We start from the raw sequence: 23,116 nt of genomic DNA, 5'->3' as shown, positions 1-23,116 counted from the left end.
CAGGAGCAAGCCGAACCGAACAGGAAGTGGCACCAAGTCAATCAGGAGGAGCGAAGCGAAGGATGAGTGCGCGCTTATACGTCGTTGCCGACGTGCGCTCAGAAGTGCATGATGGCGGATGCGATGGCGATCTACCATTTCAGCGCCAAGGTCATCAGCCGTGCGAATGGCTCCAGCGCCGTTGCGTCCGCCGCTTATCGTTCGGCGTCGGAGCTGCACGACGACCGGCTTGGACGTAACCACGATTTCTCGAACAAGGCGGGCGTCATCCACTCAGAGGTGATGATGCCGCAGGGTGCGCCGGAGCGTTTAAACGACCGCACTGTGCTCTGGAACGAGGTGGAGGCCGGCGAGAAGCGCAAGGATGCGCAGCTTGCTCGCGAGGTGGAGTTCTCGATCCCGCGCGAGATGAACGAGAAGCAGGGCGTCGCGCTCGCCCGCGATTTCGTCGCCGAGCAGTTTGTGAAGCGCGGCATGGTCGCGGACCTCAACGTGCATTGGGACAAGGCGAAGGATGGCAGCCCGAAGCCGCACGCACACGTCATGCTGTCGATGCGCGACGTGGGGCCGGAAGGTTTCGGCAAGAAGAACCGCGACTGGAACGGCACGGAGCTGTTGAAGGGGTGGCGCGAGGCGTGGAGCGCGCACGTCAACGAGCGGATGGCCGAGCTAGGGCTGGAAGGCCGGATCGACCATCGTAGCTACAAGGCGCAGGGCATCGAGCTGGAGCCGCAGCACAAGATCGGGCCGATGGGGAAGCGGCACGAGCTGGAGGGCCAGCCCCACCGCAACGCCGAGGATCATGTCCGGATCGCGCGCGAGAACGGCGAGCGGATCATCGCCGATCCGCGTCACGCGCTCGACGGCATTACCCGGCAGCAGGCGACCTTCACCACCCGCGACCTCGCCGTGTTCGCGTTTCGGCACAGCGACGGCAAGGAGCAGTTCGACCGGGTGATGGCGGCAGTGCGCGCCAGCCCCGAGTTGGTCGCGCTGGGGCGGGACGGGCGGGACCAGGAACGGTTCACGTCGCGCGACATGATCGCGACCGAGGCGCGACTGGAGAAGGCCGGCGAAGAGCTGGCGCGGCGGGGCGATCATGGTGTGTCCGACCGGCAGCGCGCCGGCGCGTTGGAGTTGGCGGAGGGGCGGGGGCTCACGCTGTCTGACGAGCAGCGCGACGCCTTCGACCATATCACCGGGCGCGACGGGCTGGCGTCGGTCGTCGGCTATGCCGGCACCGGCAAGTCGGCGATGCTGGGCGTCGCGCGCGAGGCTTGGGAGCGCGAGGGCTATCAGGTGCGCGGTGCGGCGCTGTCGGGGATCGCGGCCGAGAACCTTGAGGGCGGATCGGGGATCGCGTCGCGCACCATCGCCAGCCTGGAGCATGGCTGGGCGCAGGGCCGCGACCAGCTCGGGCCGAAGGACGTGCTGGTCGTCGACGAGGCGGGCATGATCGGCACCCGCCAGATGGAGCGGGTGCTATCCCATGCCCGCGACGCCGGCGCCAAGGTGGTGCTGGTGGGCGATCCCGAGCAGTTGCAGGCGATCGAGGCGGGCGCGGCGTTCCGGTCGATCACCGAGCGGCACGGCGCAGCCGAGATCACCGAGATACGCCGGCAGCGCGAAGACTGGCAGAAGGAGGCGACACGGGCCTTCGCCACCGGCCTGACGGCCGAGGCACTGGACGCCTATGCCGCGCACGGCATGGTCCATGCGGCCGACACGCGCGAGGCGGCCCGGGCCGCGCTGGTCGATCGCTGGGACCGGGATCGTCAGGCCGAGCCGGACAAGACCCGCATCATGTTCACCCACACCAACGCCGAGGTGCGCGAACTCAACCAGGAGGCGCGCGAACGGGTGCGGGCGAGCGGCGAGTTGGGCGAGGACCGGACCGTCGCGGCCGATCGGGGCGAGCGTGACTTTGCGGCCGGGGACCGGATCATGTTCCTGCGCAACGAGCGGTCGCTGGGCGTGAAGAACGGCACGCTGGGCACGTTGGAGCGGATCGAGGACGGGCGCATGGGCGTCCGGCTCGACGGCGGGCGCAGCGTCGCCTTCGATCTTAAGGATTATGCCGCGGTCGATCACGGCTATGCGGCGACATTCGGCAAGTCACAGGGCGTGTCCGTCGATCGCGGGCACGTGCTGGCGACGCCGGGCATGGACCGGCACAGCAGCTATGTCGGGATGACGCGGCATCGCGACGACGTGCAGCTCCACTACGGCCGCGACGACTTCGCGGACCAGGGCAAGCTCGCGCGTGTGCTGTCGCGCGACCGGTCGAAGGACATGGCCGGCGACTATGCGCCCGATCGTAGCGAGCAGGATCATGTCCGCGCCTTCGCCGATCGGCGCGAGATCCGGTTCCCGGAACTCGCGCGCCAGGTGGTGGAAAAGGTCCGTGACAAGGCGCGCGGCATGTTCGCCGGGTTCAGGCCGAAGGCCGCGCCGGAGAAAACGATATCGCCGGCGATCGGCGCGGGATCGCGCGATGCCCGTCCCGAACAAGCCAAGGCGATCCGCGACTATGCCCGCGCTGCGGCTGACGTGCGGCGGATGAAGGCGCAGGGATTGCCGGTGCTACCGCATCAGGAGACGGCCGCCCGGCGCGCGATCGAGGCGTTGGACGCGACCCGGCCCGACGCTGCGCGCGACCTCGCATCCGCGATGCAGCGCAATCCCAAGTTGATCGAGCAGGCGGCGAGCGGCGACACGGGCGGCGCGGCGCGGGCGATGGCGGAGGAACAGCGTGTCCGGCTCGATCCGGACGCGCGCGCCGATCGGTTCGTGACGGGCTGGCAGGCGATGCAGCGTCAGCGTGTCGGGCTGGAGCGCGCCGGCGACACCGCCGGCGCCGAAAAGATGCGTGGGCGCATGGCGCAGGCCGCGGGCGGGCTCGCGCGCGATCCGCAGCTCGAATCCGCGCTGCGTCGTCGCGCGCCCGAGCTGGAGCTGAAGCTGGAGAAGGACCGGGCGATCGGTGACGCGCTGGCGCGCTTGATCGGGCTGGGGCGTGAGCGCGATAGAGGATTGAGCCGCTAGTTGTTCGTGCTTTCGGCATTGTGAAGGTGCCGCTAAGCGGTCGCAGGTTCGATCCCTTCAAGCACCCAGGCTCGTCCCTCCGCCGGGGTAGCGGTGATGCGAGCATAGGGTTGTTTGAACAGACGACGTACCTGCATCCGGGCCAGCGAGCTTCCCGTAACGATCGCCAATGCCCGTGCCTTCGGCATGGTCGCCATGTGCTGGCCCATGGCCTGGATCATGTCCTGCGACTGGATAGGACAGTCGGTCACATCGATGACCATCGCATAGCTTCGCAGCTTATGAGCAACGAAGAGGCGCTTTAGCTCATCAATGTACGAGGCGACTTCATCCAGAGGCATCATCCCGCCAAGTCGAACTTCGATCAACTCGTTGGGTCTGTCGATTTTGATGTCGTACATTGCGCGATTCCGGGCAGTCTGTCCTTAAGCCCATGATTGATGACACATTTCAGGGATGTGCGGATAGCTTGCAATGATGGTCGTTGGTGAAGGAGGCGGGATGGACGAAGGGGATCACGAGCCGGACGCCGCAGCCGAGGCGTTCGAGGGCGTGCGCGGTGAACTGGCGCTGCTCCGGCGCGCGATCGAGGGGATCGCCGCAGCGCGCGAGGACCGGCCCGAGCCACCCGACTATGGCGAGACGTTGGGCCAGATCACCAAGCTGGCGAACGCCACCCTCCAGCGCGCCGAATATCTGCGCAAGGCGATAGAGGAGGAGGCGGTCGCCCGCCAGGTCGCCAATCGTATCACGGGCGCGGTCGCTGAGGACCGGCAGGCGGTGAAGACTGCGGCCGGCGAGCTGCGCGACGCGATGCGCGCACTGCAGGGCGTCACCGTGTCGGCGCGGCGTAGTGACGAACAGAACAAGTGGCTGGGCGTGGCGGCGATCGGCGGGACCGTCGTCGGCATGATCCTGTGGGCGGTATTCGCCGGCATTGTCGCACGTGCCGTGCCGGCGACCTGGCAATGGCCCGAGCGGATGGCCGCGCGCACGCTTGCCATGCCGATGTGGGAGGGCGGCCAGCGCATGATGCGGGCCGGTGACGCGCAGGCGTTCGCTAACGTCAGCGCCGCGGACCGGCTGGTGATCGCCAATCGTTCCGCGCTGGCGGGATGCGCGAAGCGCGCCGACCGAACCGGCAAGCCGGTGCAGTGCCCGATCGCAGTCGAGCCGGCACGAAAGTCCGGCCGCTGACGCGAGGCGCGTTTCCAAACGCATGATTGGGGTCGGTTCCGGCTGAGGGCGAAATGACACCCTAAGCGTTGGTATCCTCGGGCCAAAGATATTCGCCGGTGAGCAGGATGTGCGCCCACCCCAGCGGAGAGACGTGGGCGAGAAGATGGTCAGGCGTATCCAGCCCTTCGCGTCTCCGGGCCTCGACAGCATGGCCGAGGTGCAGGGTGTTCCAATAGACGATGATGGCGGTGAGCAGGTTCAGGCCGGCGATCCGATAGTGCTGGCCCTCGGTGGTGCGGTCGCGGATCTCACCCTGGCGACCGATGCGCAGGGCGTTCTTCAGCGCGTGATGGGCTTCGCCCTTGTTGAGGCCGACCTGGGCACGCCGCTGCATTCCGGTGTCGAGAATCCATTCGATGATGAACAGCGTGCGCTCGATCCTGCCGACCTCGCGCAGGGCTGCGGCCAGGTCGTTCTGGCGCGGATAGGCGGCGAGCTTGCGCAGGATGCGGCTCGGCGCGACCTGTCCAGCGCTCATGGTGGCGGCGCAGCGGAACAGGTCGGGCCAGTTGGAGACGATCAGCGCCTCGCGCGCCTTGCCGCCCACCAGCGGGCGCAATTCGGTCGGCGTGGCAGCGGGATCGAAGACGTACAGCCGCTTGGACGGCAGGTCGCGGATACGCAGTACGAGGCGGTAGCCCAGCATGGCGCTGATCCCGAACAGATGGTCGGTGAACCCGCCGGTGTCGGCGTACTGTTCCTCGATCCGCTGCCCGGCCTCGTTCATCGTCAGCCCGTCGAGCAGATAGGGTGCCTCGCTGACGGTCGCGGGGATGGACTGCGACGCGAACGGCGCAAAGCGGTCGTTGACGTGGGTATAGGCCTTGATGCCGGGGTCGTTGCCGTAACGGGCGTTGACCGTGTTCATCGCCTCGCCCTGTCGTGCGGCAGGATAGAACTGGCCATCGGCGGACGCGGTGGTGCCCATGCCCCAGACCCGCGCCATCGGCAGATCGCCCTGCGCGGCGACCAAGGCGGCCAGCGCTTGGTCGATCGCCTCGCTCTCGACATGCCAGCGCGCGAGGCGGGAGAGTTGCCAGTAATCATGGGTGTTACACGCCTCGGCCATCTTGCGCAGCCCGAGGTTCAGCCCCTCGGCGAGCAGGGCGTTGAGCAAGCCGATCCGGTCGCCGCACGGCACGCCGGTGCGCAGATGGGTGAAGGCATCGGTGAAGCCGAGCACGGCATCGACTTCAAGCAGCAGATCGGTGATGCGGACGAGCGGCAGACGACGGTACAGGTCGAGCACCAGTTCCTCGATCCCGTCCGGCGGGTCCGCTCCGGCCTCGCCGCTGCGCGGGCGCGGGGACGCAAATTGGGGAGGCAGACCGGTGACCGCCCCAAGTCCGACCGGCTCGCCCCCAAGGTGCTGACGCTCGTCGCCGAGGGTCGCAGCTATCGCTGGATCGCGCGCGACCTCGGACTCAGCAAGAACACCGTTGCTGCGATCGTCGGGCGGGCGCGAACGGATAACACTCAATCAGCGATCGTCATCCAAGCGCCATCGCCAGCTTGCATAAGCAGTGGGGGTCGTAGTCAAGATCGTCATCAGAAGGAACAACAGGATAAAGATTGACTTGGCCGACAAGGAGTTCGGCTCGAAAGCGAAAGCCCATAACATTGCGAACAGCCCTACAAAGACAGTCGCCGCAAAAACACCGAAGGTCACAAGGTAGGCTTGTGTTCGTGCAGATTTGTCCCACTCATCGACACGTTCGACAAGCGATGCAGGGGGTTTTAACGGCCCAAAGATATTGGTGAAGTTACCGATCGCGAACCCCGCCATCAGGGCGGCATAACCGATCCAATAACCGTTGCCGGTAACACCCTGCACCGTGGCGATGGTGGCGCCCCCGAAGGCCAGAGCGAGTGCAATCGTCGCTGGCCAGCGTAATGGCCGGCGACGAGGTGGTTGTTGGCTGAGTGCAGGTATACCCGTCCAACCGACCAGATCGTCGAGCCGTTCGAGCAGGGTCTTGCGGGTCATAGAAGCTGATCTTCCGGGTCGGGCATCGGCACCATGAACTCGGCGAAGATGATGGGCAGTGCCAGCATCGTCATAACCGTGGCGTAGCCGATGGTACCCCACTGGCTGCTGGTGGAGGGACTAGGCCAGTTCGCCCTGCTCGCCGCCATCAACCATACGAACATCGCGCCAACTGCGATGACGTCGATCAGGTAAGCCCGGCGCATCGCAGCCGACAGTGCGTTGCGTTCGAACTCGTCATAGGTCGCAAAACCGCGCGGACTGAGCCATGCTTCCCTGGTAAAAGGAGAGCAAAGCGAACTGATGAACAACAACATGCTCATCGGCATGACAATGCTCCGATCGGCCGTACCGACCATTGCGAGAACGGGAATAGCCAAAACAAAAGCAAGGCCGATGATTAGTCCCCACCGCACCCAATAGAGGCGTGGGCGCTTTCGCATGCTGCCCGCATACCATTTGCGAAAATCATAGCCGTCGCGATAGCTCATGCGACATCCTCTGGATCGAGAGAACCCCGCAGCGTTTCGGTGAGCGAGGGAAAGGGAGCCAGCGAGAAAACGAGATCGACCGGGACCCCGAAATAGCCGGCGATTTTTAGCCCTAATTCGAGGCTGGGATTATAGTCGCCACGTTCCAGATAACCGATGGTTTGAGGGTTGACGCCCACTGCCTCCGCCAGCTCTCGGCGTGACACCGAGCGGTCGCTACGAAACAAGGCGATTCGGTTATTCACTGCACAGGAATACACGTTCGTTGTGTTTACACAACATATCTGAGGCGCAAAATCGACCCGTGGTGATACGGCCACGTGATGCGGGCAGATAATCGTGAGGCAACGGTATTCGAATGGCCCTGGGGAATGACCCGTAAGGCTGGGGTTGGATCTGTCCGCGCTTAGGGTGTCATTCCGCCCTCAGCCGGAACCGACCCCATGATTGCTTGGGAAACGGTGGGATCAGACATGCCCAGCTCATGTGCCGCACGCTTGCCGAAACTTGGTTGTCAGGTTTCCCGCAGGCCGGTGTCAGGCAGCATGAGCAAGTTCGCTTGAGCTGACTTTCCACGCCGGCAGTCTTTCGAATGCGGGCTTGGCGAACAGAAAACCCTGAATGTAGCGCACGCCCAACTCTTTGAGGGCGGCAAGCTCGGCTGTCGTTTCTATGCCTTCGGCGATGACGGTAACGCCGAGCGCACCACACATTTTGATGACGCCATCAACGATCATGCGACGAGGAAGGCTGGCGTCCAGGTTCCGGATCAACTCCATATCGAGCTTGATGATATCCGGTTGAAAGCGCGCCAGCAGATTAAGGCCGGCGTGGCCTGCGCCGAAATCGTCGAGCGCAGTCGCAAAGCCCATTCTCTGGTAGGTGGCAATGATATCGGCGACATGTGCTGGATCGACCATCTGCTCGTTCTCGGTGAACTCGAAGATCAGCCGATCGGTCGGAAAGTTCGTGGCAGCGGCAGTCTTAAGCGTCAGCTGGATGCAAGCCGCCGGCGAGTAGACGGCATTCGGCAGAAAATTGATCGATAGCCTTGCCGGCGTGTCCAAAATACCTGCCGCAGCAGCAGCTTCGATGGCCTTGACACGGCACCGCTGATCAAAGGCATAGCGGTTTGCTTCAGTTACCTGCGAGAGCACGCTGTAAGCGGATTCATTATCAGGGCCTCGGATCAGCGCCTCATAGGCGAATGGCGTGTTCGTCTCGATGTCCACGATAGGTTGAAAGGCCATCGAAAAATCGAAGCTGAGTGCTTCGCCATCGCGACATCCAAAACACGCCTTGCCCGCCATATGCTACCTGTCGTCGCATCCCATGGTAGGTGAGCACGGTATAGAACGTTGGTTAACAAGTGTTGCCTGGTCGCGACTGATTCAATTCGGGAGCGTCAGGGCGTGATCGTGACGCAGGATAACGGGGCGGCGATCGAACGATGCCGGCGCCCGCGATCAAGGGGCGCGAAGCTATGCCTTGCACGGTGCGGATTGGACTTGGTGAACGGTAAAGGCGATCAGGAGGTTGAGGTACGTTACTTGTGAGTTCGTCCGAAAGGAGTTTCAGGCGACCAGACTGATTTCCGCTCCTTCGCCTGTAGCCTTTCGCACGGTCGATCGCACGAGGGCGGGATCGACCAGCTCACGGGACGGCTTGCCGATCAGATATCCCTGAATGGCCGAGCAGCCTTCCTGAGCCGCGATACGGAGCTGTACCGGCTCCTCGATGCCTTCCGCCAGCACGGGAATATCGAGGGTCGTGCCGAGCGCCACTACCGAGCGGAGCAGGGCGACGGCCTGCTTGTTGCTGTCCACGTCGGCGACGAATGAGGCATCGAGCTTGATTCGGTCGAACGAGAAGGAGCGCAGCACGTCGAGTGACGAGTAGCCGACGCCGAAATCATCGAGCGCCAGCCCGCAGCCCATCGCCTTGAGTGCGCCGAGCTGATCGAGCGCATAATGCCGATCATGGATGATGGCGCTTTCGGTCAGTTCAAGCGTCAGGCGTTCGGGTGCTAGTCCGCTCGCAGCCAGCGCCTGCCGGACGGTGCCGACCAGTTCGGGGTCGGACAGGTGCAGCGGAGACAGGTTGACCGCAATCGGATGGCGGTTGGGCCATAGCGCCGCCTCGAAACAGGCTTGGCGGATGATCCACTCGCTCAGCGGGATAATTCCGCCGATATCTTCCGCAAGGGGAATAAACAGATTGGGCGGGATCAGACCACGAGTGGGATGGCGCCAGCGGACCAGCACCTCATAGCCCGTCACTTCGCCCGTCCCGATCGAAGCCTGTACCTGATAGTGCAGTTCGAAAGCTTCACGGTCGATCGCTTCCCGCAGCTCATTCGCCAGTTCGCGCTGATCGCGCACCGCTTCGTCCATGGTCGCGTCGTAGAAGCAGGGTTGCGAGGAACGCTCGCTCTTGGCGCGGTACATGGCGAGGTCTGCACGGGCGAGCAGCGTATCGGCGTCGGCGCCGTCGCGTGGTGCCAGCGCCAGCCCTATGTTTGCGCCGATCGATGCCGAGAAGCGCTCGAACGTGAACCGATCGGCGAAGATGCCGGAGAGGCGATCGAGGAAGGCGGTGAGCTCGCCGGCATCGCTGTAGGATATTAGCGCTCCGAACTCGTCGCCGCCCAGGCGAGCGATGCACTCGCCGGGTTGCAGGATGTCGCGCATCCGCGCTGCGAGCGCGATCAGCACCTGATCGCCGGCTTGGTGGCCGTAGGTGTCGTTGACGGCCTTGAACCGGGACAGGTCCAGCATGACGACCGCCATGAGCGGCGTGCCGGCCCGTCTCTGGAGGCGGGCCGACAAGTCCTCTCCGAAGCACATCCGGTTCGGGAGATCGGTCAGACCGTCGTGCAGGGCCATGCGCCGCATTCGGCCATAGGCGTCGCTCTGTGTCTGTCCGTCGATGAGCGCGCTGATCGCGGCGCAACCGATGAACAGCAGGCTCGCGCAGGTGGTAGCCGCTGCAAGTGCGGTCATGGTCGCGTCGGAGAGCCCTTGTTCGGGATGAAGCGCCAGAGCGTGGATCAGCATGGCGGCCATGCCGGTGAAGTGCAGCGTCGCCACTGCGACCCCGAGCAACAGTCCGCCGATCGCCCGAGGCATGAGGCCGGGCTTCCGCGCTGTTCTGAACGCCAAAGCCGAGAGCGTGACGGACAGCAATACCGAGGCGGCGACGTAGCCCCAGCGCCATTCTACGATCCCATCGACGCGGTAGGCCGCCATGCCGGTGTAATGCATGAGGGAGATCGCGCAGCCGATGATCGCACCGCCCCATGGTGCAAACCGGCGTCGGACGGAGGCCGCCACGGCGAGGCCCGGTGCTGCAAACAGGATGGCGATGCCGAGCGACACGAGGGTCAGGGTGGTGTCGAGCCTTACCGGCGCACCGGCACGGAAGGCCATCATGGCGACGAAGTGCGTGCACCAGACCATGGTGCCGGTGCCGACCGACCCGAGAGCAATCCAGCCTAGTAGGCTCCCACCTCTCGCGCCGATGATGCGCGCGTAGAGCTGCATGGTCGCCGCCGAGCCCAGGACGGCGACGAGCACGGCAACGGCGACCAGTCGCAGATCATGCTCGCGCACCAGACAGGTCGCGACCTCCATCATGCCGCGAGAACACCCTTGATATCGGCTTGGCGCTCGATGGCGGAAGCTGCCTGTCGTGCGATGCCGGCGAGATAGGCGCGCTGATCGCGCGATGCCGGCGCGCGCGGCGCGGTGTCGAGCACGCACAACATACCCACGTCCATGTCGCTCGTCATCGTGAGCGGCGCGCCCAGATAGTAGCGGACAAAGGGTTCGCCGCTGACGCAGGGCAGGGTCCGAAAGAACGGATCATCCAGCGCATCGCAGACTTCCAGCATGTCGTCGCGATCGACCGCGTAGTGGCAGAAACCGTCTTTGCGCGGCAGGCATGTCACATCGAGGCCGGTGCTCGCCCGGACCCACAAATCCTGATCGTGCAGAATGGTCAGAAGGGAGATCGGCGCCGCGAACGCGCTCGCTGCCTGTTCCGTAAAGCGGTTTAGCGAAGGCTCTATCGGCGTACCGAGGACGCCCAGGTGACGGACAGCGCGGGCGCGCGACCGCTCACGGAAAATCTTCCACAGCATGGGTGCTTTTCGCACGAGGTTCTTAACGATTTCACCATTGCGGGACGATCCATTCTACCCGAGGCGTCGCTAACCCGGTTGAGTTACCAATGTCACAGCCGTTCGTTCGACCCAGTGCGCCTCGAATTTCCGGCTAATTTGCCTGCTTCAACCAGTCAGCTCCAAGTCTCGGCATAACGATCGATCCGATCAGCCGGCGGACGTCGCCCTTGCCATTGTCCCCTTTTGCCAGCCGATCGCTTTATGGAGAACGCGTGACAGCTGCTCGACTGAATAGGGCTTGTGCAACAATTCGAAGCCGTGCTTGCCATTCCTCGCCAGCACGTGACTGTATCCGCTGGTGAGAACAATTGGTACACCGGGATACGAACGCCGTATTTCATTTCCGAGATCGATGCCGTTCATGCCTGGCATCACCACATCGGAAAACACGATGTGGAATCGGTCGCAGCCCTCCTCCAATGCCGCTAGCGCTTTTTCGGCGTCTGTTGCGAGGATACTGTCGTATCCCAGCTCTTTGAGCGCCTGGGTCGCAAATTCGCCAACCTGCGGATTGTCCTCTACGACGAGGACGCAGTACCCTTCCCCGCTGATCGGGGCCTGAGCCGCCGCCTGATCCTCCATCCCCGCTTCGTCGGTATAAGCGCGGGGCAGATAGAGGGTGAAGGTCGTGCCCTGTCCGACGACGCTCTCGACGCTGATATCTCCGCCCGATTGCTTCGCGAAGCCGATGACCTGCGAAAGGCCAAGGCCTGTGCCCTCGCCGACACCCTTGGTTGTAAAAAAGGGCTCGTAGATACGGTCGATCTGCGCGGGGTCGATGCCGGTGCCGGTATCGGTGACGGTAACCGCGATGAAATCGCCGACGACCGGCACGTGGGACCGGATGGCGGGTATGCCCGATACAGCACCGGCCGCGATCGTCAGCATTCCCTCACCGTCCATTGCGTCGCGCGCATTCACGGCAAGGTTGACGATCGCATTCTCAAACTGTGTCCGATCCGCCAGGGCATGAATGGTCTGGTCGGGGATGTGCGTTTCCAGAACAATGCGTGATCCAATGAGCGTGCCGATCATATCGCACACGTTGTCGATGCAGGCACCAAGGTCGAACAGTTCGGGTGTCAGCGCTTGTCGGCGTGAGAAGGCAAGGAGTTGGCCAGTCAGCTTGGCGGCGCGGTCGGCGGTGTCGCCGATCGCGTCGATGTAGCGTGCGCGCTTGTCCTCGGCGATACCGGGCCTACGCAACAGATCGACAGACCCGCGGATGACGGTCAGCAGATTGTTAAAGTCGTGTGCGACACCGCCTGTTAATCGACCGATCGCTTCGAGCTTCTGTGCCTGTCGCAGTTGTTCTTCAGCACGCGCCAGCTCCTCGCGCCGCTCGATGACTTCCGCGGCTAGGGTCTGATGGCGCTCCTCCATCTGGACCCGGTTGGTCTGCTCGTTAGTGACGCAGAACAGACCTGCTACCTGTCCCGCATCATCGTAAGCTGGTGAGTAGGTGAAGGTCCACCAGCTCCGTTCAGGCACGCCCTCACGGCTCAGGTCGAGGGGCATGTCCGTCATCTTGCGGCTCTCGCCGGCGAGCGTTGTAATAACCAACGGCTCGATATCGCTCCAGATGCTCGCCCAGACCGCCTTGAAGGGCGTGCCCAGCGCGGTGGCGAGACGGTAGCCGAGGATCGGCCGATAGGCGTCGTTGTAAAAGCATAGGAGATCGTCGCCCCACGCCAGGAACATCGGCGTTGGACAGGCGAGCATTATTGCCAGCGTCGTCTTCAGCGACGCAGGCCAGGTGTTAACCGGCCCGAGCGACGTGCCCGTCCAATCCTTCGAAAGGATTTCCGCACCTGTGATGCTCTCTGCGCCGATATGGGGATCGATCGATGGAACGGCGTTCGTCATGGGTTCCGCTTATACAAGGGCGAGCGGTCATGATCGCCGTGCCAGCATCAGCCTAGCCGGTTCCATCGTGGGGCGACAACTCGCTTCACCGAGCGAGGACTGCGAACCAAAACGGCGGCAATGCTGATCGTTGTGCCGGCTTGGCAATAGCAGCTTGGTGTCACAATGTTTTGGTTATGACACCTCCTGCGACATGGCCTCTGGCCCCTGCGAGCATCCGTAATCGGCTCTATGTCTCTGCCAACCACAAAGCCTGCACACCGGGATCGTAGACCCATTCCCGTTGCGGCCCAGTTGCAACAGGCGATAGGAATCAGCTGGTACGAACGGACGATGCGGAACAGGGCGGTTCTTAATTACCATGACCAAGGAAGAGCTTGAGGCGGAGGTGTTGCGCCTTCGCGCCGCGCTGGCGGATGCGAGGCTCCATGCGCAGCGCGTCGCCACTAGCGAAGCCCGGCAGCGCGCGATTTTCGAGAACGCAGCCGACATTGCGATGATCGTCACCGATCCGGGCGGCATCATCACCGACTGGAACCCTGGCGCGGAGAATGTGCTGGGCTGGACCGCCGAGCAGATGCGAGGTCAGAACGCCGAGCGGTTCTTTACCCCGGAGGACCAGGCGAACGACCGCGTCGAACACGAAATGGCGGGGGCGCTTCAGGACGGCCGCGCCTCTGACGAGCGTTGGCATCTGCGTGAGGGCGGCGAGCGTTTCTGGGCGTCCGGCGAGATGCTGCCGCTGTTCGATGACGATGACCGGCATCTCGGTTTTGTGAAGATATTACGTGATCGCACGCGCGAGCATCTGGACGGCGTGGCGCTCCGGCACGCGCAGGATCGTTTCCAGACGATCATTGAAACCATCGATGCCGCCTTTGCCATTGTGGAGGTCAAGTTCGACGGCGACGATCGGCCGATCAACTATCGCTTCCTGGAAGCCAATCCTGCGTTCGAGCAGCAGGCCGGCGTCGATCTGCACGGCAAGTGGGTAACCGAGTTCGCGCCCGACCTGGAGCGTTTCTGGTTCGAGACCTACGGCCACGTCGCCAAAACGGGTGAGCCCGCCAACTTCGAGAGCTATGCCGAAGCGTTCGGACGCTGGTTCGACGTGCGGGCTGTGCGTGTAGGCGATCCGGACGACCGGCAAATCGCCATCCTGTTTAACGACGTGACTGCGCGCCACGAAGCGCAGGATCGTTTGCGGGCGAGCGAAGCGGTCGCCCGCGAGAACATCGAGCGAGTCCAGCTCGCGCTGGAGGCAGGCGCGATTATCGGCACCTGGCATTGGGACATTCCGACCGACCGTTTTACCATCGATGACGCATTCGCCCGGGCTTTTGGTCTCGACCCTGCGCTCGGGCGCGAGGGCATTCCGCTCGCGCAGATCGTGGAGACGGTCCATCCCGACGATCAGGCGGGACTGGCGGATGCGATCAATGATGCGATCGAGAGGTGCGGTCCCTATGCGCATCAATATCGCGTGCTCCGGGCGGATGGGCACTATTACTGGATTGAGGCGAACGGCCGTGTCGATCGCGGATCGGACGGTACGCCGCAGAGTTTTCCGGGCGTCCTCATCGACGTGGAAGAGCGCCGCAAGGTCGAGGGAGAGCGCGATCGCGCGACTGCCGAGTTGCGCACGCTGAACGAGACTCTCGAGCAACGCGTCGCCGAGCGCACTGCCGACCTGATGCAGGCCGAAGAGCGGTTGCGCCAGAGCCAGAAAATGGAGGCGATTGGCCAGCTTACCGGGGGGGTCGCACACGACTTCAACAATCTGCTGACCGTGATCCGCGGTTCGGTCGATCTACTCCGGCGAGAGAATGTCGCACCGGAGAAGCGGCAACGCTATCTCGACGCGATCGGCGACACCGCCGACCGCGCCGCCAAGCTGACGGGTCAGCTCCTCGCCTTCGCCAGGCGCCAGACGCTGGAGCCGGAGGTGTTCGAGGTCGCGCAGCGTCTCGACGCCATCGCCGACATGCTCGACAGCATCACGGGCACCCGCGTGCTGGTCCGGTTCGAGGTGCCTGAAGCCGTCTGCCGTGTCCGTGCCGATGTCAGCCAGTTTGAGACTGCGATGGTCAACCTTGCGGTCAACGCGCGCGATGCGATGGATGGCGAGGGCACGGTGACGATCCGCCTCCGCTGCGATGCCGAGATGCCTTCAATTCGGGGACATGGCCCCGGAACCGGCAAATTCGTCGCCGTTTCGCTTGCCGACACCGGCACCGGTATCGCCGCCGATGATCTGGAGCGCATCTTCGAACCGTTCTTTACCACCAAGGATATCGGCAAGGGGACCGGGCTTGGCCTCAGCCAGGTATTCGGCTTCGCCAAGCAGTCAGGTGGCGACGTCGATGTCGAGAGCGTGCAGGGCAAGGGCTCGACCTTCACGCTCTACCTTCCGCAGGCCGATCAGACCTCGGCCAAGGATGCAAAGCCGGCCGACCAGCAGCAGAGCATGGACGGCGAGGGGCGATGCGTGCTGGTCGTCGAGGACAACATCAGCGTCGGACAGTTCGCCACCCAGCTTCTCGACGATCTCGGCTACCGTACCGCGTGGGTGACGAGCGCGGAGGAAGCGCTGGAACGGTTGGGGCCGGACGGTGACGGGTTCGACATCGTCTTCTCGGACGTGGTGATGCCCGGCATGGGGGGCGTTGAGTTGGCAAAACGGCTTGCACACGAACTGCCATTCCTGCCCGTGATCCTCGCCAGCGGGTACAGCCACGTGCTCGCCCAGGAAGGCGTCGAGGGTCTGGAGCTGCTGCGCAAACCGTATTCCGCCAACCAGCTTTCGGCTGCCTTGCAGCGCCGGATTGTATGGGCGGCCGAGCAGAAGGAATAGGCGTCAGGCGCTGAGACGGTCGATTTCGCTCAGAACGAATCTGGGATCGAACGGTTTGGCGAGGAACATGGTGTGCGCCGGCAGATCGGCTGCGGTGAGCTTCACCGCGCCCGACGCCACGACGAGCAGCGTCGGCGGGAAGCGGTTGCGGACGTAATGGGCGAGTTTCACCCCGTCCATCGAGCCCGGCATTTGTACGTCGGTCAGCACGACCTGGATCGAGGGATTGGCATCCAGAATGCCGATCGCTTCGTCCGCGTCACCAGCCTCGAAAACCTGAAAGCCTTCGTCCTCGAAGAAGACCGCCAGGTTGATGCGGATGAGAGCTTCGTCGTCCACCACGAGGATGGATCGTTCGATCGCCGCCATATCGTCCGTCATTACGCACTGTCACTCGCTTGCGCACCGGCAAGCGGAGCGTCGATCCTGAATACCAATCCTTCGGCCTCAAAGCTCATCAGGGTCTGCCCGCGAAAGTACGATCGGAGCGATCGTTCGATCATGAGCGACCCGAAACCGCGATGCGCCGGAGGCTGCACGGCAGGGCCGCCAAGCTCCTGCCAAGTCAGACAAAAACGAGGCTCGGCTGGATTAGGTCCGGGCTCGATCGACCATTTCAGATCGACGCGGCCGCTGTCGTTCGATAGCGCGCCGTATTTGATCGCGTTCGTCGCCAGCTCGTGGAAGGCCAGCGCTAGGGCGAGCGCCACTTGAGACTGGAAATAAATGACTGGTCCCGACAGGTGGAAGCGGGTCTCGATGCTGTCGTGAGGGGCGAGCGCCGCATGAGCCAACGCATGGATGTCGGCCGTCTCCCAGCTCGAAGCCGTCAGAACGTCCGCCGCCCGCCCGAATGCCGCCAGTCGGAAGGCCAGCGCCTCGCCGGCGGTTGCCAGGTCAGGCGACTGCCGAACGGTCTGACTGACGATCGCCTGTACGATCGTCAGCAGGTTCTTCAGCCGATGGCCCAGTTCGTGGTTGAGGAGCTGGCTCTGCTCCTCCTTCTCCACCAATCGAGCATTCGCTTCCTCGCGCTCGGCGACCAGATGTCGCGCACGGACGAAGGAGGCGCGCAGCTCCGCCGCGACGATGACCTGGCTGGCGGCAATGATGATGAACAGGGCGCTTGCGATCCATTGCGGACCGGTTAGCCACAAAGATGCTCCCGAACGCGCGATCGTGACTGCCGCCAGAACGGCCGATAGGACCACCGCATAGAAGCCGGTCCGTTTGCCCATCGTCAGCCCGATCAGCAGCACGACGGGCATGAAGATCAGCCATGGCAGAAGATTGGTGATGAGCAGCACTCTGATAGCCGCGGCAAGCGCCACCAACAACGTCGCGGCGAGATATCGCGGTACGGGCGGCAGGGTTCGCTTGAGCGACCAGGTGAGAAGATGATCGACAGCAGGCAATGCTTTGGCGTGCTCCATAGGTGTGTCGGGGCAGATTGAACGCGAGCCCCCGGCACTTTCCGTTCGAGTATCATGACAATGGGCTAATGCCATCACGCCATGTCGAACCAACCGATGGTGTCAGAACCGTCGGTTTCGACCGGGCGGCGCGACCGCGCATTTCCGCCGGCTTGCAGGTGTCAGAACCGCGTGTTGATAACGGCGACGTTCGACAAGCCGAGGTGGAAAGGTCTACCTTTCTGCTCGCGAGCGGGCACGATGCGCCAAGTTTGCGACGCCATTCGCGCGAGCTAATAGGCCGGATGCTTCAACGGAGAACGAATGACATGAATATCGGCGAGCTAGCCAAGGGCGTTGCGGCCACCACCGGTTCCAGCGAGGCAGAGGCGAAGACGGCTATCACCGCCGTATTCTGTTGTTGCCCCCTAAATGGCTGACAGGGCCTCGCGTGTTGTCGCGATGAACTCGCGGGGTGACCTGTAGCCGAGGGCGCGGTGTGGATGCACCTCATTATAGTGGTCGAGCCAAGCTGGTAGCTGCGCGATGACGGTCTGCGCGTCGGGCTTGGGGTTCACGCGGACGTAATCGCGCTTGAGGGTGCGGACGAACGCCTCGGCCATGCCGTTGGACTGCGGGCTGCTGACCGGGGTGGTGCGCGGCACCAGCCCGATGTCGCGGGCAAAGGTGCGGGTGTCGCGGGCGGTATAGCAGCTGCCGTTATCCGTCAGCCACTCGATTGGCTGGGGTACGCGGTTCACCCGACCGTAGCGGTGCTCGACGGTGGCGACCATCAGGTCCTGCACATCCTCAGCGGTGATGCCGCTCGTGGTTGCCACATGCCCCATTGCCTCGCGGTCGCAGCAGTCGAGCGCGAACGCGACGCGTACCTTCTCGCCGTTGTCACAGGCGATCTCCAGCCCGTCGGAGCACCAGCGAGTGTTGCGCTGGTCGACGGCGACACGGCCGTCGTGACGGCGCTCCTCGTGCCGTCCGCCGCCTCTTTGGAGCAGCAGTCCATGCACCTTCATGACGCGGTAGACGCGCTTGGGATTGGGGGCAGCGCGACCGGTCTGCTCGGCTTGGCGGCGCAGTAGGGCATGGACGCGGCGATAACCGTAGGTGGGCAGATCGGCGACAAGCGCCCGGATGTCGGCGACCAGGTCGGCATCCGGCAATGGTGGCCGTCCGCGCGGTCGTGGCGGTGGTCGGTTGCGCATCGCAGACAGATGCGGGCGGGCGACGCCGAGCGCATCGGCTACCGCGGTCACAGAATGTCCCCGGGCAGCGAGGTCGAGCGCAAGAGCAGTTTTTTTGGGCCTGCGGCCCGGGACACGGCCTCACGCAGCAGCTCGTTCTCCATGGCCTTCTTGCCGAGCAGCCTCTGCAGTTCGCGCACCTGCGCCTCCAGCGCCCGGTATTCGGACGCTGGCACCACCTCCTCGCCGGCTGCCGCGGCGGTCAGCGCCCCCTGGTTCATCAGGCGCCGCCAGGTGAAGACCTGGCTGCCGCTGATGCCGTGCTGGCGGGCGACGAGCGACACGCTCATTCCCGGAAGATACGTTTCCTCGACGATCCGGACCTTCTCCTCCGGTGTCCACCGCCTCCGGCGCTGGACACCGGAGAGGACCTCGCCGTCATTGTAACGCCTGGTCGTACCGTCAGTCATATGCCTCACTCTTATCCAAAAGCGAGGTCCTGTCAGGTCATTTGAGGGGCCACCTCATATTCGATCAGATCGCCGGTGCGGCTGCGAAAGGCGAAGAAATATCTATTCCTGGCTTTGGCAAGTTTGCCGTCAAGGATCGCCCGGAGCGTCAGGGACGTAACCCTGCGACCGGTGAGGCGATGACGATCGCAGCCTCGAAGAAGGTGTCGTTCACGGCAGCTAAGGGCTTAAAGGACAAGCTCTGACATTGAACACCGGCGGCTTGGCCGCCGGTGTCACAACCGCTCGGTTATGACACCGTGGCTCCTTCATCGTGTTAGAAGAAGGACTTGCGGCCGTGGGTAGTTGGAGAGTGGTAAGCTGACCGGATCGTCACCGCCAACAGGGAGACGTTGGAGGCGTGCCGGAAGCGGGCTAACGAGAGGCGTAAGGTGGTGGAGTGCACCATCAACGTCGAGGTGATTACGGCAGGATAAGGACCACTGCGTCGCTAGCCGAGGCGACCAGAGTCGCTTACAGAATCATAACGAGAACGGAGGGGCATGGTTGATGGATATCTCGAACCTCGGCATCGTCGCGCTGGCAGTCATTGCAGCGGGCGGAGCGCTTTTTGCTTTTCGGTACAATAAATCAAAGTCTAGAGCTGATACTAACCGCGTAACCATTCGTGACGTCACGACTAACGGCGATGTGGCCGGACGGGATATCCACAAACGTAAATGAGTAAAGGCCTTATTACTAACAATAAGGCTGACGTTATTCAGCAAGGCGTCACGGCCAACGTCGTGGCGGCGGGTTCGGCTTACGTCTTAAACGTAGAAGGGCCAAAGGTTAATCCCGGTCTGCAAAAACTTGTTGCGAAGTGTCTAGCTGAAATTGAGACTGGCGAGGTGCAGGATACGTTTATCGCACAGCTCGCTCACTTTAATCGAGCCCCCAGCGACAGAAATCTCAAAACAAAGCTATCGGACGCTGGGCAAACAAGCGATTACTACGACTTTGCAATTGAGGCTAAGGAATCATTTGCGAAGTTTTTTGAGGTGACCGCGCGGCACCCGTCCGGACAGGCCATTCTGGTCGCAGGATTCAAGCACGCGTATAGCACTTTTCAAGAGAGTATACGCCCGAGCCTCGGCAGCATGACGTTTTCTCAACAGTCTGCTATATTTAACGATAGCGTTGTTGAATATCTTAGCCATAATTTGACCGGGCTTCCAGAGTTCTATGGAAAGATGGAGGCTCTTGGATTGATATTTTTCCTGGCAGATAGCTGCTTTATTGAGTATGCTAAATGCTAGGGCTTAACTTCTATCCGCATCAAGACGTTTATCACTCAGCGTTTAGAGCTTTGGCGTTGGCTGAGCCGGCCGCCGGTATTGCAGATGATGCATACCGCATACTAGATTACTTTATGCTCTTCCCATTTGACCTGCCAATTATTCGCCACAAAGGCGCTCAGAAAAAGCGGATTGCTAGTCAATTTGAAGGCTTACGACCATACAAGTGGCATGCCAGTCCGTCATCCACATTTCTGCAACTTGCGGAGTATCAAAGTATCGCGCTTGAGATGCTTAGAAAGCGTGAGTTGATCGATTTAAAATGTCTAAAGCTCACCGATAAGGCGAAGCTCGATAGTCGCCTTTCTGCCGAGCGGAATAGGTTCGTCTCCTCCATGAGGCCAGTTATTGATTACCTCTTATCATTATTGGGCGAGTTTGGACTGTATGGAGAGGGTGGCTTGAAAGACCGGAGTACACTCATGACATTCAAATATGATGTGAAGAGTCACGCCGTTGTTAATTGAGCGATTCCGCGTCACCTCTGGTGGAAAAGTCATCTTCGATGAAGGCTTTAAAGAAGGTGTGAACGTCGTAGAAGGCGAGAACTCCTCGGGAAAATCAACTCTCTTTAAGTTGATATATTTTGGTCTTGGCGGTGCGCTGACTCCAAAGCAGTGGACCAAGGCAGCTTTGAAATGTGACCGCGTGTACCTACAGGCGAGGATAGGTAAAAGCTCTATAACGATCAGCCGTAAAATTGCGGAAACCGGGCTTCCACCTGCATTAATATATGATGGGCCGATAGAAGAAGCGCTGAGTTCCCCAATTGAGAGCTGGCAAGAATACTCTTATTCACGATCTAGTGACAAGCAAAGCTATAGTCAGCTTATGTTTCTAGCATTGGGAATGCCGGAGGCGTTCTCGCAAACCGGCGACTTCATAACATTCAATCAATTCCTCAGAGTGCACTATGCCGACCAGGATAGTCCAAATTCGTCCCTGCTCCGATTCGAGGACCAGTTCGATAAGCCGGCAACGCGCGAGTCTGTTGGGAACTTCGTTCTTGGAGGCACCGATCAGAATCTCGCAGAGTATGAACGTGTACTGCGTGAGGCCCAGAACAAGTATGCAGAGTCGTTGTCCTCAGTTTCTGCGGGAAATATCCTCCTAGGGAGCGATTACAACGAACTGAGTGAATCAGGCATCTCCGCAGCCGAGGACCGAGTCAAAAACGAAATAATCCAAGCTCAAGGAAAAGTTGAGACGATAGCAAAGGAAGTCCTAAAACCCCTATCGGCCTCCGCGATAGACCAGAAGCACATAACCAGTTTGTCTGAGCAACTCACATCAGCCAAAGCCAATCTTAGCGACTTGGTAGAAGCTCGCGGCGAGCTTAGCCTAGAAGCCCGTGACTCGGAAATGTTTCTTGCGACTCTGAATCAAAGAGTTGAGTATCTGACACAAAGCCTAGCGGTGGCTGACTATGTAGGGGAGGTGGCGCTTTCCTCATGTCCAGCATGCGGATCAGTCGTCGAACCAGGATCGGATCATCATCACTGCTACCTGTGTAAGACAGACGCCCCTCGCGAGAAACCAACTGCGCGATATCTGTCGCTATTGAACGCGACGCGGTCGCAGATTGAGCAGTCTACCCGCATTCAGAAAACCCGTATCCAGCATCTCTCCGAGCTGGATAACCAAACTAGGAATGCTCGCGTCGAGATCGAGCGATTAGCACGCGACCTTCAACGACAGAAGGTAACTGTATCAACTGAAGCGCAGGCAGAGCTCTCAACCTTGCAGAACCAACTCGGCTATCTTCAAGCCGACCTTGAAAGAATTCGCCGGGATAAACGAGTTGTGGAGCGCCTGGAGGCTTTACGGCGGGATCGGGATCGGCTGGCGGGGGAGATCGCGCGAGCGAAGGAAGACATCGAAAGGGTTAGAAACGGCGCTACGCTTCGTCTAGGCGGTGCTCTATCAGCCGTTTCACGCGAGACGCAGTCGTTCTTGAAGGCCGACCTCAATCGGCAAGCCGAGTTTCATGACGATCCTCATGTGGAAATCGATTTTCGAGGAAACTCATTTGGTGTGAACGGGCAGAAGTCGTTTTCGGCCAGCTCAGTAAGCTATTTAAAGAACTCGATTTTTCTCGGCATCCTGTTTGCTGCCGATAAGATATCAACCATGCGTCACCTTCACGTACTACTACTAGAAAACCTTGAAGACAAAGGGATGGAACCAGCTCGCTACCATAGAATGCACATCACTATCGTGGAGAAAGCGAAGTCTCTAAACAAGCCGTTCCAAATCGTTATTGGAACGGCAGATTTGGCGCCTGACGTAAAGGGCGATGTGCATCTTGTTGGTCAGCGATATACGCATGACAGTAAAACGTTAAACATGGTAATAGAAGACAACGAAGGCGAGGCTGGAGAGGGAGAATAGGGTGCAGTCCTTAGTTCCAAGCCCGTCCGAGAACATCACGGAGCTGTCGGATTGAGCCTGCGACCCGAGGCACAACGTACTTATAGGCCGGCGTATTATAGCGCCTTTGAACGATCCTCTCGAAGGCGGCAGCTAGACCGTCTAACTCGTCAAAGTTGCCAGAATTCAGTATAAGGATGATGCCGTTATTATCTGCCTTGGCGTCATGTTTGGTGAACCACGCGCCTACCTCCAGGCCCTCAGGCGTGCCCCCACGAAAAACAAGCTCGACCTCGCTTTTTGACCGCACAGTCGCGAACATCTGGGTAAACCAGAGGAATAGCTGCTTACGTGCATCATAGTCGCCTTGGCCTCGGTCATCTACGATGAAAGGCTCGTCGCGGTTTATATCGCGAACGCGCTTATCTGCGAACCCTCCGTAAGCCTCAAAGAGGTATTGCTTTAGCTGGGTCGCTGTTTCTACCGGCATAAGGCTGAAGCTCTGGCTGATGGATCATCGGCGACTATACGCAACATGGCGTGACCCCCGTTTCTTCATCCACGTGTACCTAGAGACCGGCCCCTCGAAGGGACGGACGGAATGAAGCGGAAGCAGTTTTCGGAAGAGCAGATAATCGGCATCCTGAAGGAGGCCGAGGCGGG

At 61.5% G+C, this 23,116-nt stretch carries 18 protein-coding genes and 2 pseudogenes; 8 read left to right on the top strand and 12 right to left on the bottom strand.

Translation table 11 applies throughout. The annotated features are described in order from the left end of the window. Positions 1-123 precede the first annotated feature (123 nt). Positions 124-3,045 (top strand): Ti-type conjugative transfer relaxase TraA, encoded by a 2,922-nt coding sequence (gene traA / locus ACU5AX_RS20200; protein ID WP_446692340.1) that lies wholly within the window; start codon positions 124-126, stop codon positions 3,043-3,045. Between the two features lie 32 nt (positions 3,046-3,077). Here traA and ACU5AX_RS20195 read toward each other — a convergent pair whose 3' ends face one another. Further along, the gene (locus ACU5AX_RS20195; RefSeq protein WP_446692313.1) at positions 3,078-3,446 is read right to left on the bottom strand and encodes a hypothetical protein; all 369 of its coding nucleotides are present in this window, start codon (positions 3,444-3,446) and stop codon (positions 3,078-3,080) included. Between the two features lie 100 nt (positions 3,447-3,546). Here ACU5AX_RS20195 and ACU5AX_RS20190 point away from each other — a divergent pair, with 100 nt between their 5' ends. After that, complete coding sequence (locus tag ACU5AX_RS20190; protein ID WP_446692312.1) at positions 3,547-4,242, top strand: DUF6118 family protein; 696 nt, start codon at positions 3,547-3,549, stop codon at positions 4,240-4,242. A 61-nt stretch (positions 4,243-4,303) separates the two neighbouring features. Here the strand turns inward: ACU5AX_RS20190 and ACU5AX_RS20185 are convergent. From ACU5AX_RS20185 to ACU5AX_RS20150, 8 genes and pseudogenes are all read right to left on the bottom strand, one after another. After that, a pseudogene (locus tag ACU5AX_RS20185) lies at positions 4,304-5,539 on the bottom strand (Tn3 family transposase); the annotation flags it as partial. Between the two features lie 225 nt (positions 5,540-5,764). Further along, the gene (locus ACU5AX_RS20180) at positions 5,765-6,271 is read right to left on the bottom strand and encodes a hypothetical protein (RefSeq protein WP_446692311.1); all 507 of its coding nucleotides are present in this window, start codon (positions 6,269-6,271) and stop codon (positions 5,765-5,767) included. Next, the gene (locus ACU5AX_RS20175) at positions 6,268-6,762 is read right to left on the bottom strand and encodes a hypothetical protein (protein ID WP_446692310.1); all 495 of its coding nucleotides are present in this window, start codon (positions 6,760-6,762) and stop codon (positions 6,268-6,270) included. The genes ACU5AX_RS20180 and ACU5AX_RS20175 overlap by 4 nt, the downstream gene beginning before the upstream one ends. Next, positions 6,759-7,007: a helix-turn-helix transcriptional regulator gene (locus ACU5AX_RS20170; RefSeq protein ID WP_446692309.1), complete on the bottom strand. Its 249-nt coding sequence runs from the start codon at positions 7,005-7,007 to the stop codon at positions 6,759-6,761. Before ACU5AX_RS20170 ends, ACU5AX_RS20175 begins: the two co-directional genes overlap by 4 nt. 291 nt (positions 7,008-7,298) lie before the next feature. Next, positions 7,299-8,072, bottom strand: a complete 774-nt coding sequence (locus ACU5AX_RS20165; protein ID WP_446692308.1) for an EAL domain-containing protein — start codon at positions 8,070-8,072, stop codon at positions 7,299-7,301. A gap of 264 nt (positions 8,073-8,336) precedes the next feature. Beyond that, the gene (locus ACU5AX_RS20160) at positions 8,337-10,397 is read right to left on the bottom strand and encodes a putative bifunctional diguanylate cyclase/phosphodiesterase (protein WP_446692307.1); all 2,061 of its coding nucleotides are present in this window, start codon (positions 10,395-10,397) and stop codon (positions 8,337-8,339) included. Next, the gene (locus ACU5AX_RS20155; protein ID WP_446692306.1) at positions 10,394-10,903 is read right to left on the bottom strand and encodes a GAF domain-containing protein; all 510 of its coding nucleotides are present in this window, start codon (positions 10,901-10,903) and stop codon (positions 10,394-10,396) included. The genes ACU5AX_RS20160 and ACU5AX_RS20155 overlap by 4 nt, the downstream gene beginning before the upstream one ends. A gap of 189 nt (positions 10,904-11,092) precedes the next feature. Then, the gene (locus tag ACU5AX_RS20150) at positions 11,093-12,811 is read right to left on the bottom strand and encodes an ATP-binding protein (protein ID WP_446692305.1); all 1,719 of its coding nucleotides are present in this window, start codon (positions 12,809-12,811) and stop codon (positions 11,093-11,095) included. A gap of 361 nt (positions 12,812-13,172) precedes the next feature. On the opposite strand from ACU5AX_RS20150, the gene ACU5AX_RS20145 reads away from it, so the two are divergent. After that, positions 13,173-15,665, top strand: coding sequence for a PAS domain-containing hybrid sensor histidine kinase/response regulator (locus tag ACU5AX_RS20145; protein WP_446692304.1), 2,493 nt, complete (start codon positions 13,173-13,175; stop codon positions 15,663-15,665). Between the two features lie 3 nt (positions 15,666-15,668). Here ACU5AX_RS20145 and ACU5AX_RS20140 read toward each other — a convergent pair whose 3' ends face one another. The 3 genes from ACU5AX_RS20140 to ACU5AX_RS20130 form a co-directional block, all read right to left on the bottom strand. After that, positions 15,669-16,034 carry a response regulator gene (locus ACU5AX_RS20140; protein ID WP_446692303.1) on the bottom strand — a complete coding sequence of 122 codons (366 nt, stop codon included), beginning with the start codon at positions 16,032-16,034 and terminating at the stop codon, positions 15,669-15,671. Positions 16,035-16,045: 11 nt separating this feature from the next. Then, the gene (locus ACU5AX_RS20135) at positions 16,046-17,098 is read right to left on the bottom strand and encodes an HWE histidine kinase domain-containing protein (RefSeq protein WP_446692302.1); all 1,053 of its coding nucleotides are present in this window, start codon (positions 17,096-17,098) and stop codon (positions 16,046-16,048) included. A gap of 407 nt (positions 17,099-17,505) precedes the next feature. After that, positions 17,506-18,746, bottom strand: a protein-coding gene (locus ACU5AX_RS20130; RefSeq protein WP_446692301.1) for an IS3 family transposase whose coding sequence is annotated in 2 segments (ribosomal slippage) — positions 17,506-18,399 and positions 18,402-18,746 — 1,239 coding nt in all. Because the reading frame shifts where the segments join, the coding sequence is not laid out codon by codon here. A 56-nt stretch (positions 18,747-18,802) separates the two neighbouring features. Between ACU5AX_RS20130 and ACU5AX_RS20125 the strand changes: the two are divergent. The 5 genes and pseudogenes from ACU5AX_RS20125 to ACU5AX_RS20105 form a co-directional block, all read left to right on the top strand. After that, positions 18,803-18,991: pseudogene (locus tag ACU5AX_RS20125) on the top strand (HU family DNA-binding protein); the annotation flags it as partial. A 304-nt stretch (positions 18,992-19,295) separates the two neighbouring features. Beyond that, positions 19,296-19,469: a hypothetical protein gene (locus tag ACU5AX_RS20120; protein ID WP_446692300.1), complete on the top strand. Its 174-nt coding sequence runs from the start codon at positions 19,296-19,298 to the stop codon at positions 19,467-19,469. Beyond that, positions 19,466-20,044, top strand: coding sequence for an ABC-three component system protein (locus ACU5AX_RS20115; protein WP_446692299.1), 579 nt, complete (start codon positions 19,466-19,468; stop codon positions 20,042-20,044). The genes ACU5AX_RS20120 and ACU5AX_RS20115 overlap by 4 nt, the downstream gene beginning before the upstream one ends. Continuing rightward, a complete protein-coding gene (locus tag ACU5AX_RS20110; protein ID WP_446692298.1) occupies positions 20,038-20,550 on the top strand; it encodes an ABC-three component system middle component 5 in 513 nt (170 codons plus the stop codon). The genes ACU5AX_RS20115 and ACU5AX_RS20110 overlap by 7 nt, the downstream gene beginning before the upstream one ends. After that, positions 20,540-22,474 carry a hypothetical protein gene (locus ACU5AX_RS20105; RefSeq protein ID WP_446692296.1) on the top strand — a complete coding sequence of 645 codons (1,935 nt, stop codon included), beginning with the start codon at positions 20,540-20,542 and terminating at the stop codon, positions 22,472-22,474. The genes ACU5AX_RS20110 and ACU5AX_RS20105 overlap by 11 nt, the downstream gene beginning before the upstream one ends. Positions 22,475-23,116: the final 642 nt, after the last annotated feature.

This window comes from Sphingomonas benefaciens, from assembly GCF_052907485.1.
Note: the sequence above shows the minus strand (reverse complement) of the source record. Positions and strands in the feature narration are given on the sequence as shown.

Coding starts and splice junctions, on each gene's coding strand:
- traA (WP_446692340.1), top strand. CDS start 124: ATGGCGATCTACCATTTCAGCGCCAAGGTCATCAGCCGTGCGAATGGC.
- ACU5AX_RS20195 (WP_446692313.1), bottom strand. CDS start 3,446: ATGTACGACATCAAAATCGACAGACCCAACGAGTTGATCGAAGTTCGA.
- ACU5AX_RS20190 (WP_446692312.1), top strand. CDS start 3,547: ATGGACGAAGGGGATCACGAGCCGGACGCCGCAGCCGAGGCGTTCGAG.
- ACU5AX_RS20180 (WP_446692311.1), bottom strand. CDS start 6,271: ATGACCCGCAAGACCCTGCTCGAACGGCTCGACGATCTGGTCGGTTGG.
- ACU5AX_RS20175 (WP_446692310.1), bottom strand. CDS start 6,762: ATGAGCTATCGCGACGGCTATGATTTTCGCAAATGGTATGCGGGCAGC.
- ACU5AX_RS20165 (WP_446692308.1), bottom strand. CDS start 8,072: ATGGCGGGCAAGGCGTGTTTTGGATGTCGCGATGGCGAAGCACTCAGC.
- ACU5AX_RS20160 (WP_446692307.1), bottom strand. CDS start 10,397: ATGATGGAGGTCGCGACCTGTCTGGTGCGCGAGCATGATCTGCGACTG.
- ACU5AX_RS20155 (WP_446692306.1), bottom strand. CDS start 10,903: ATGCTGTGGAAGATTTTCCGTGAGCGGTCGCGCGCCCGCGCTGTCCGT.
- ACU5AX_RS20150 (WP_446692305.1), bottom strand. CDS start 12,811: ATGACGAACGCCGTTCCATCGATCGATCCCCATATCGGCGCAGAGAGC.
- ACU5AX_RS20145 (WP_446692304.1), top strand. CDS start 13,173: ATGACCAAGGAAGAGCTTGAGGCGGAGGTGTTGCGCCTTCGCGCCGCG.
- ACU5AX_RS20140 (WP_446692303.1), bottom strand. CDS start 16,034: ATGGCGGCGATCGAACGATCCATCCTCGTGGTGGACGACGAAGCTCTC.
- ACU5AX_RS20135 (WP_446692302.1), bottom strand. CDS start 17,098: ATGGAGCACGCCAAAGCATTGCCTGCTGTCGATCATCTTCTCACCTGG.
- ACU5AX_RS20120 (WP_446692300.1), top strand. CDS start 19,296: ATGGATATCTCGAACCTCGGCATCGTCGCGCTGGCAGTCATTGCAGCG.
- ACU5AX_RS20115 (WP_446692299.1), top strand. CDS start 19,466: ATGAGTAAAGGCCTTATTACTAACAATAAGGCTGACGTTATTCAGCAA.
- ACU5AX_RS20110 (WP_446692298.1), top strand. CDS start 20,038: ATGCTAGGGCTTAACTTCTATCCGCATCAAGACGTTTATCACTCAGCG.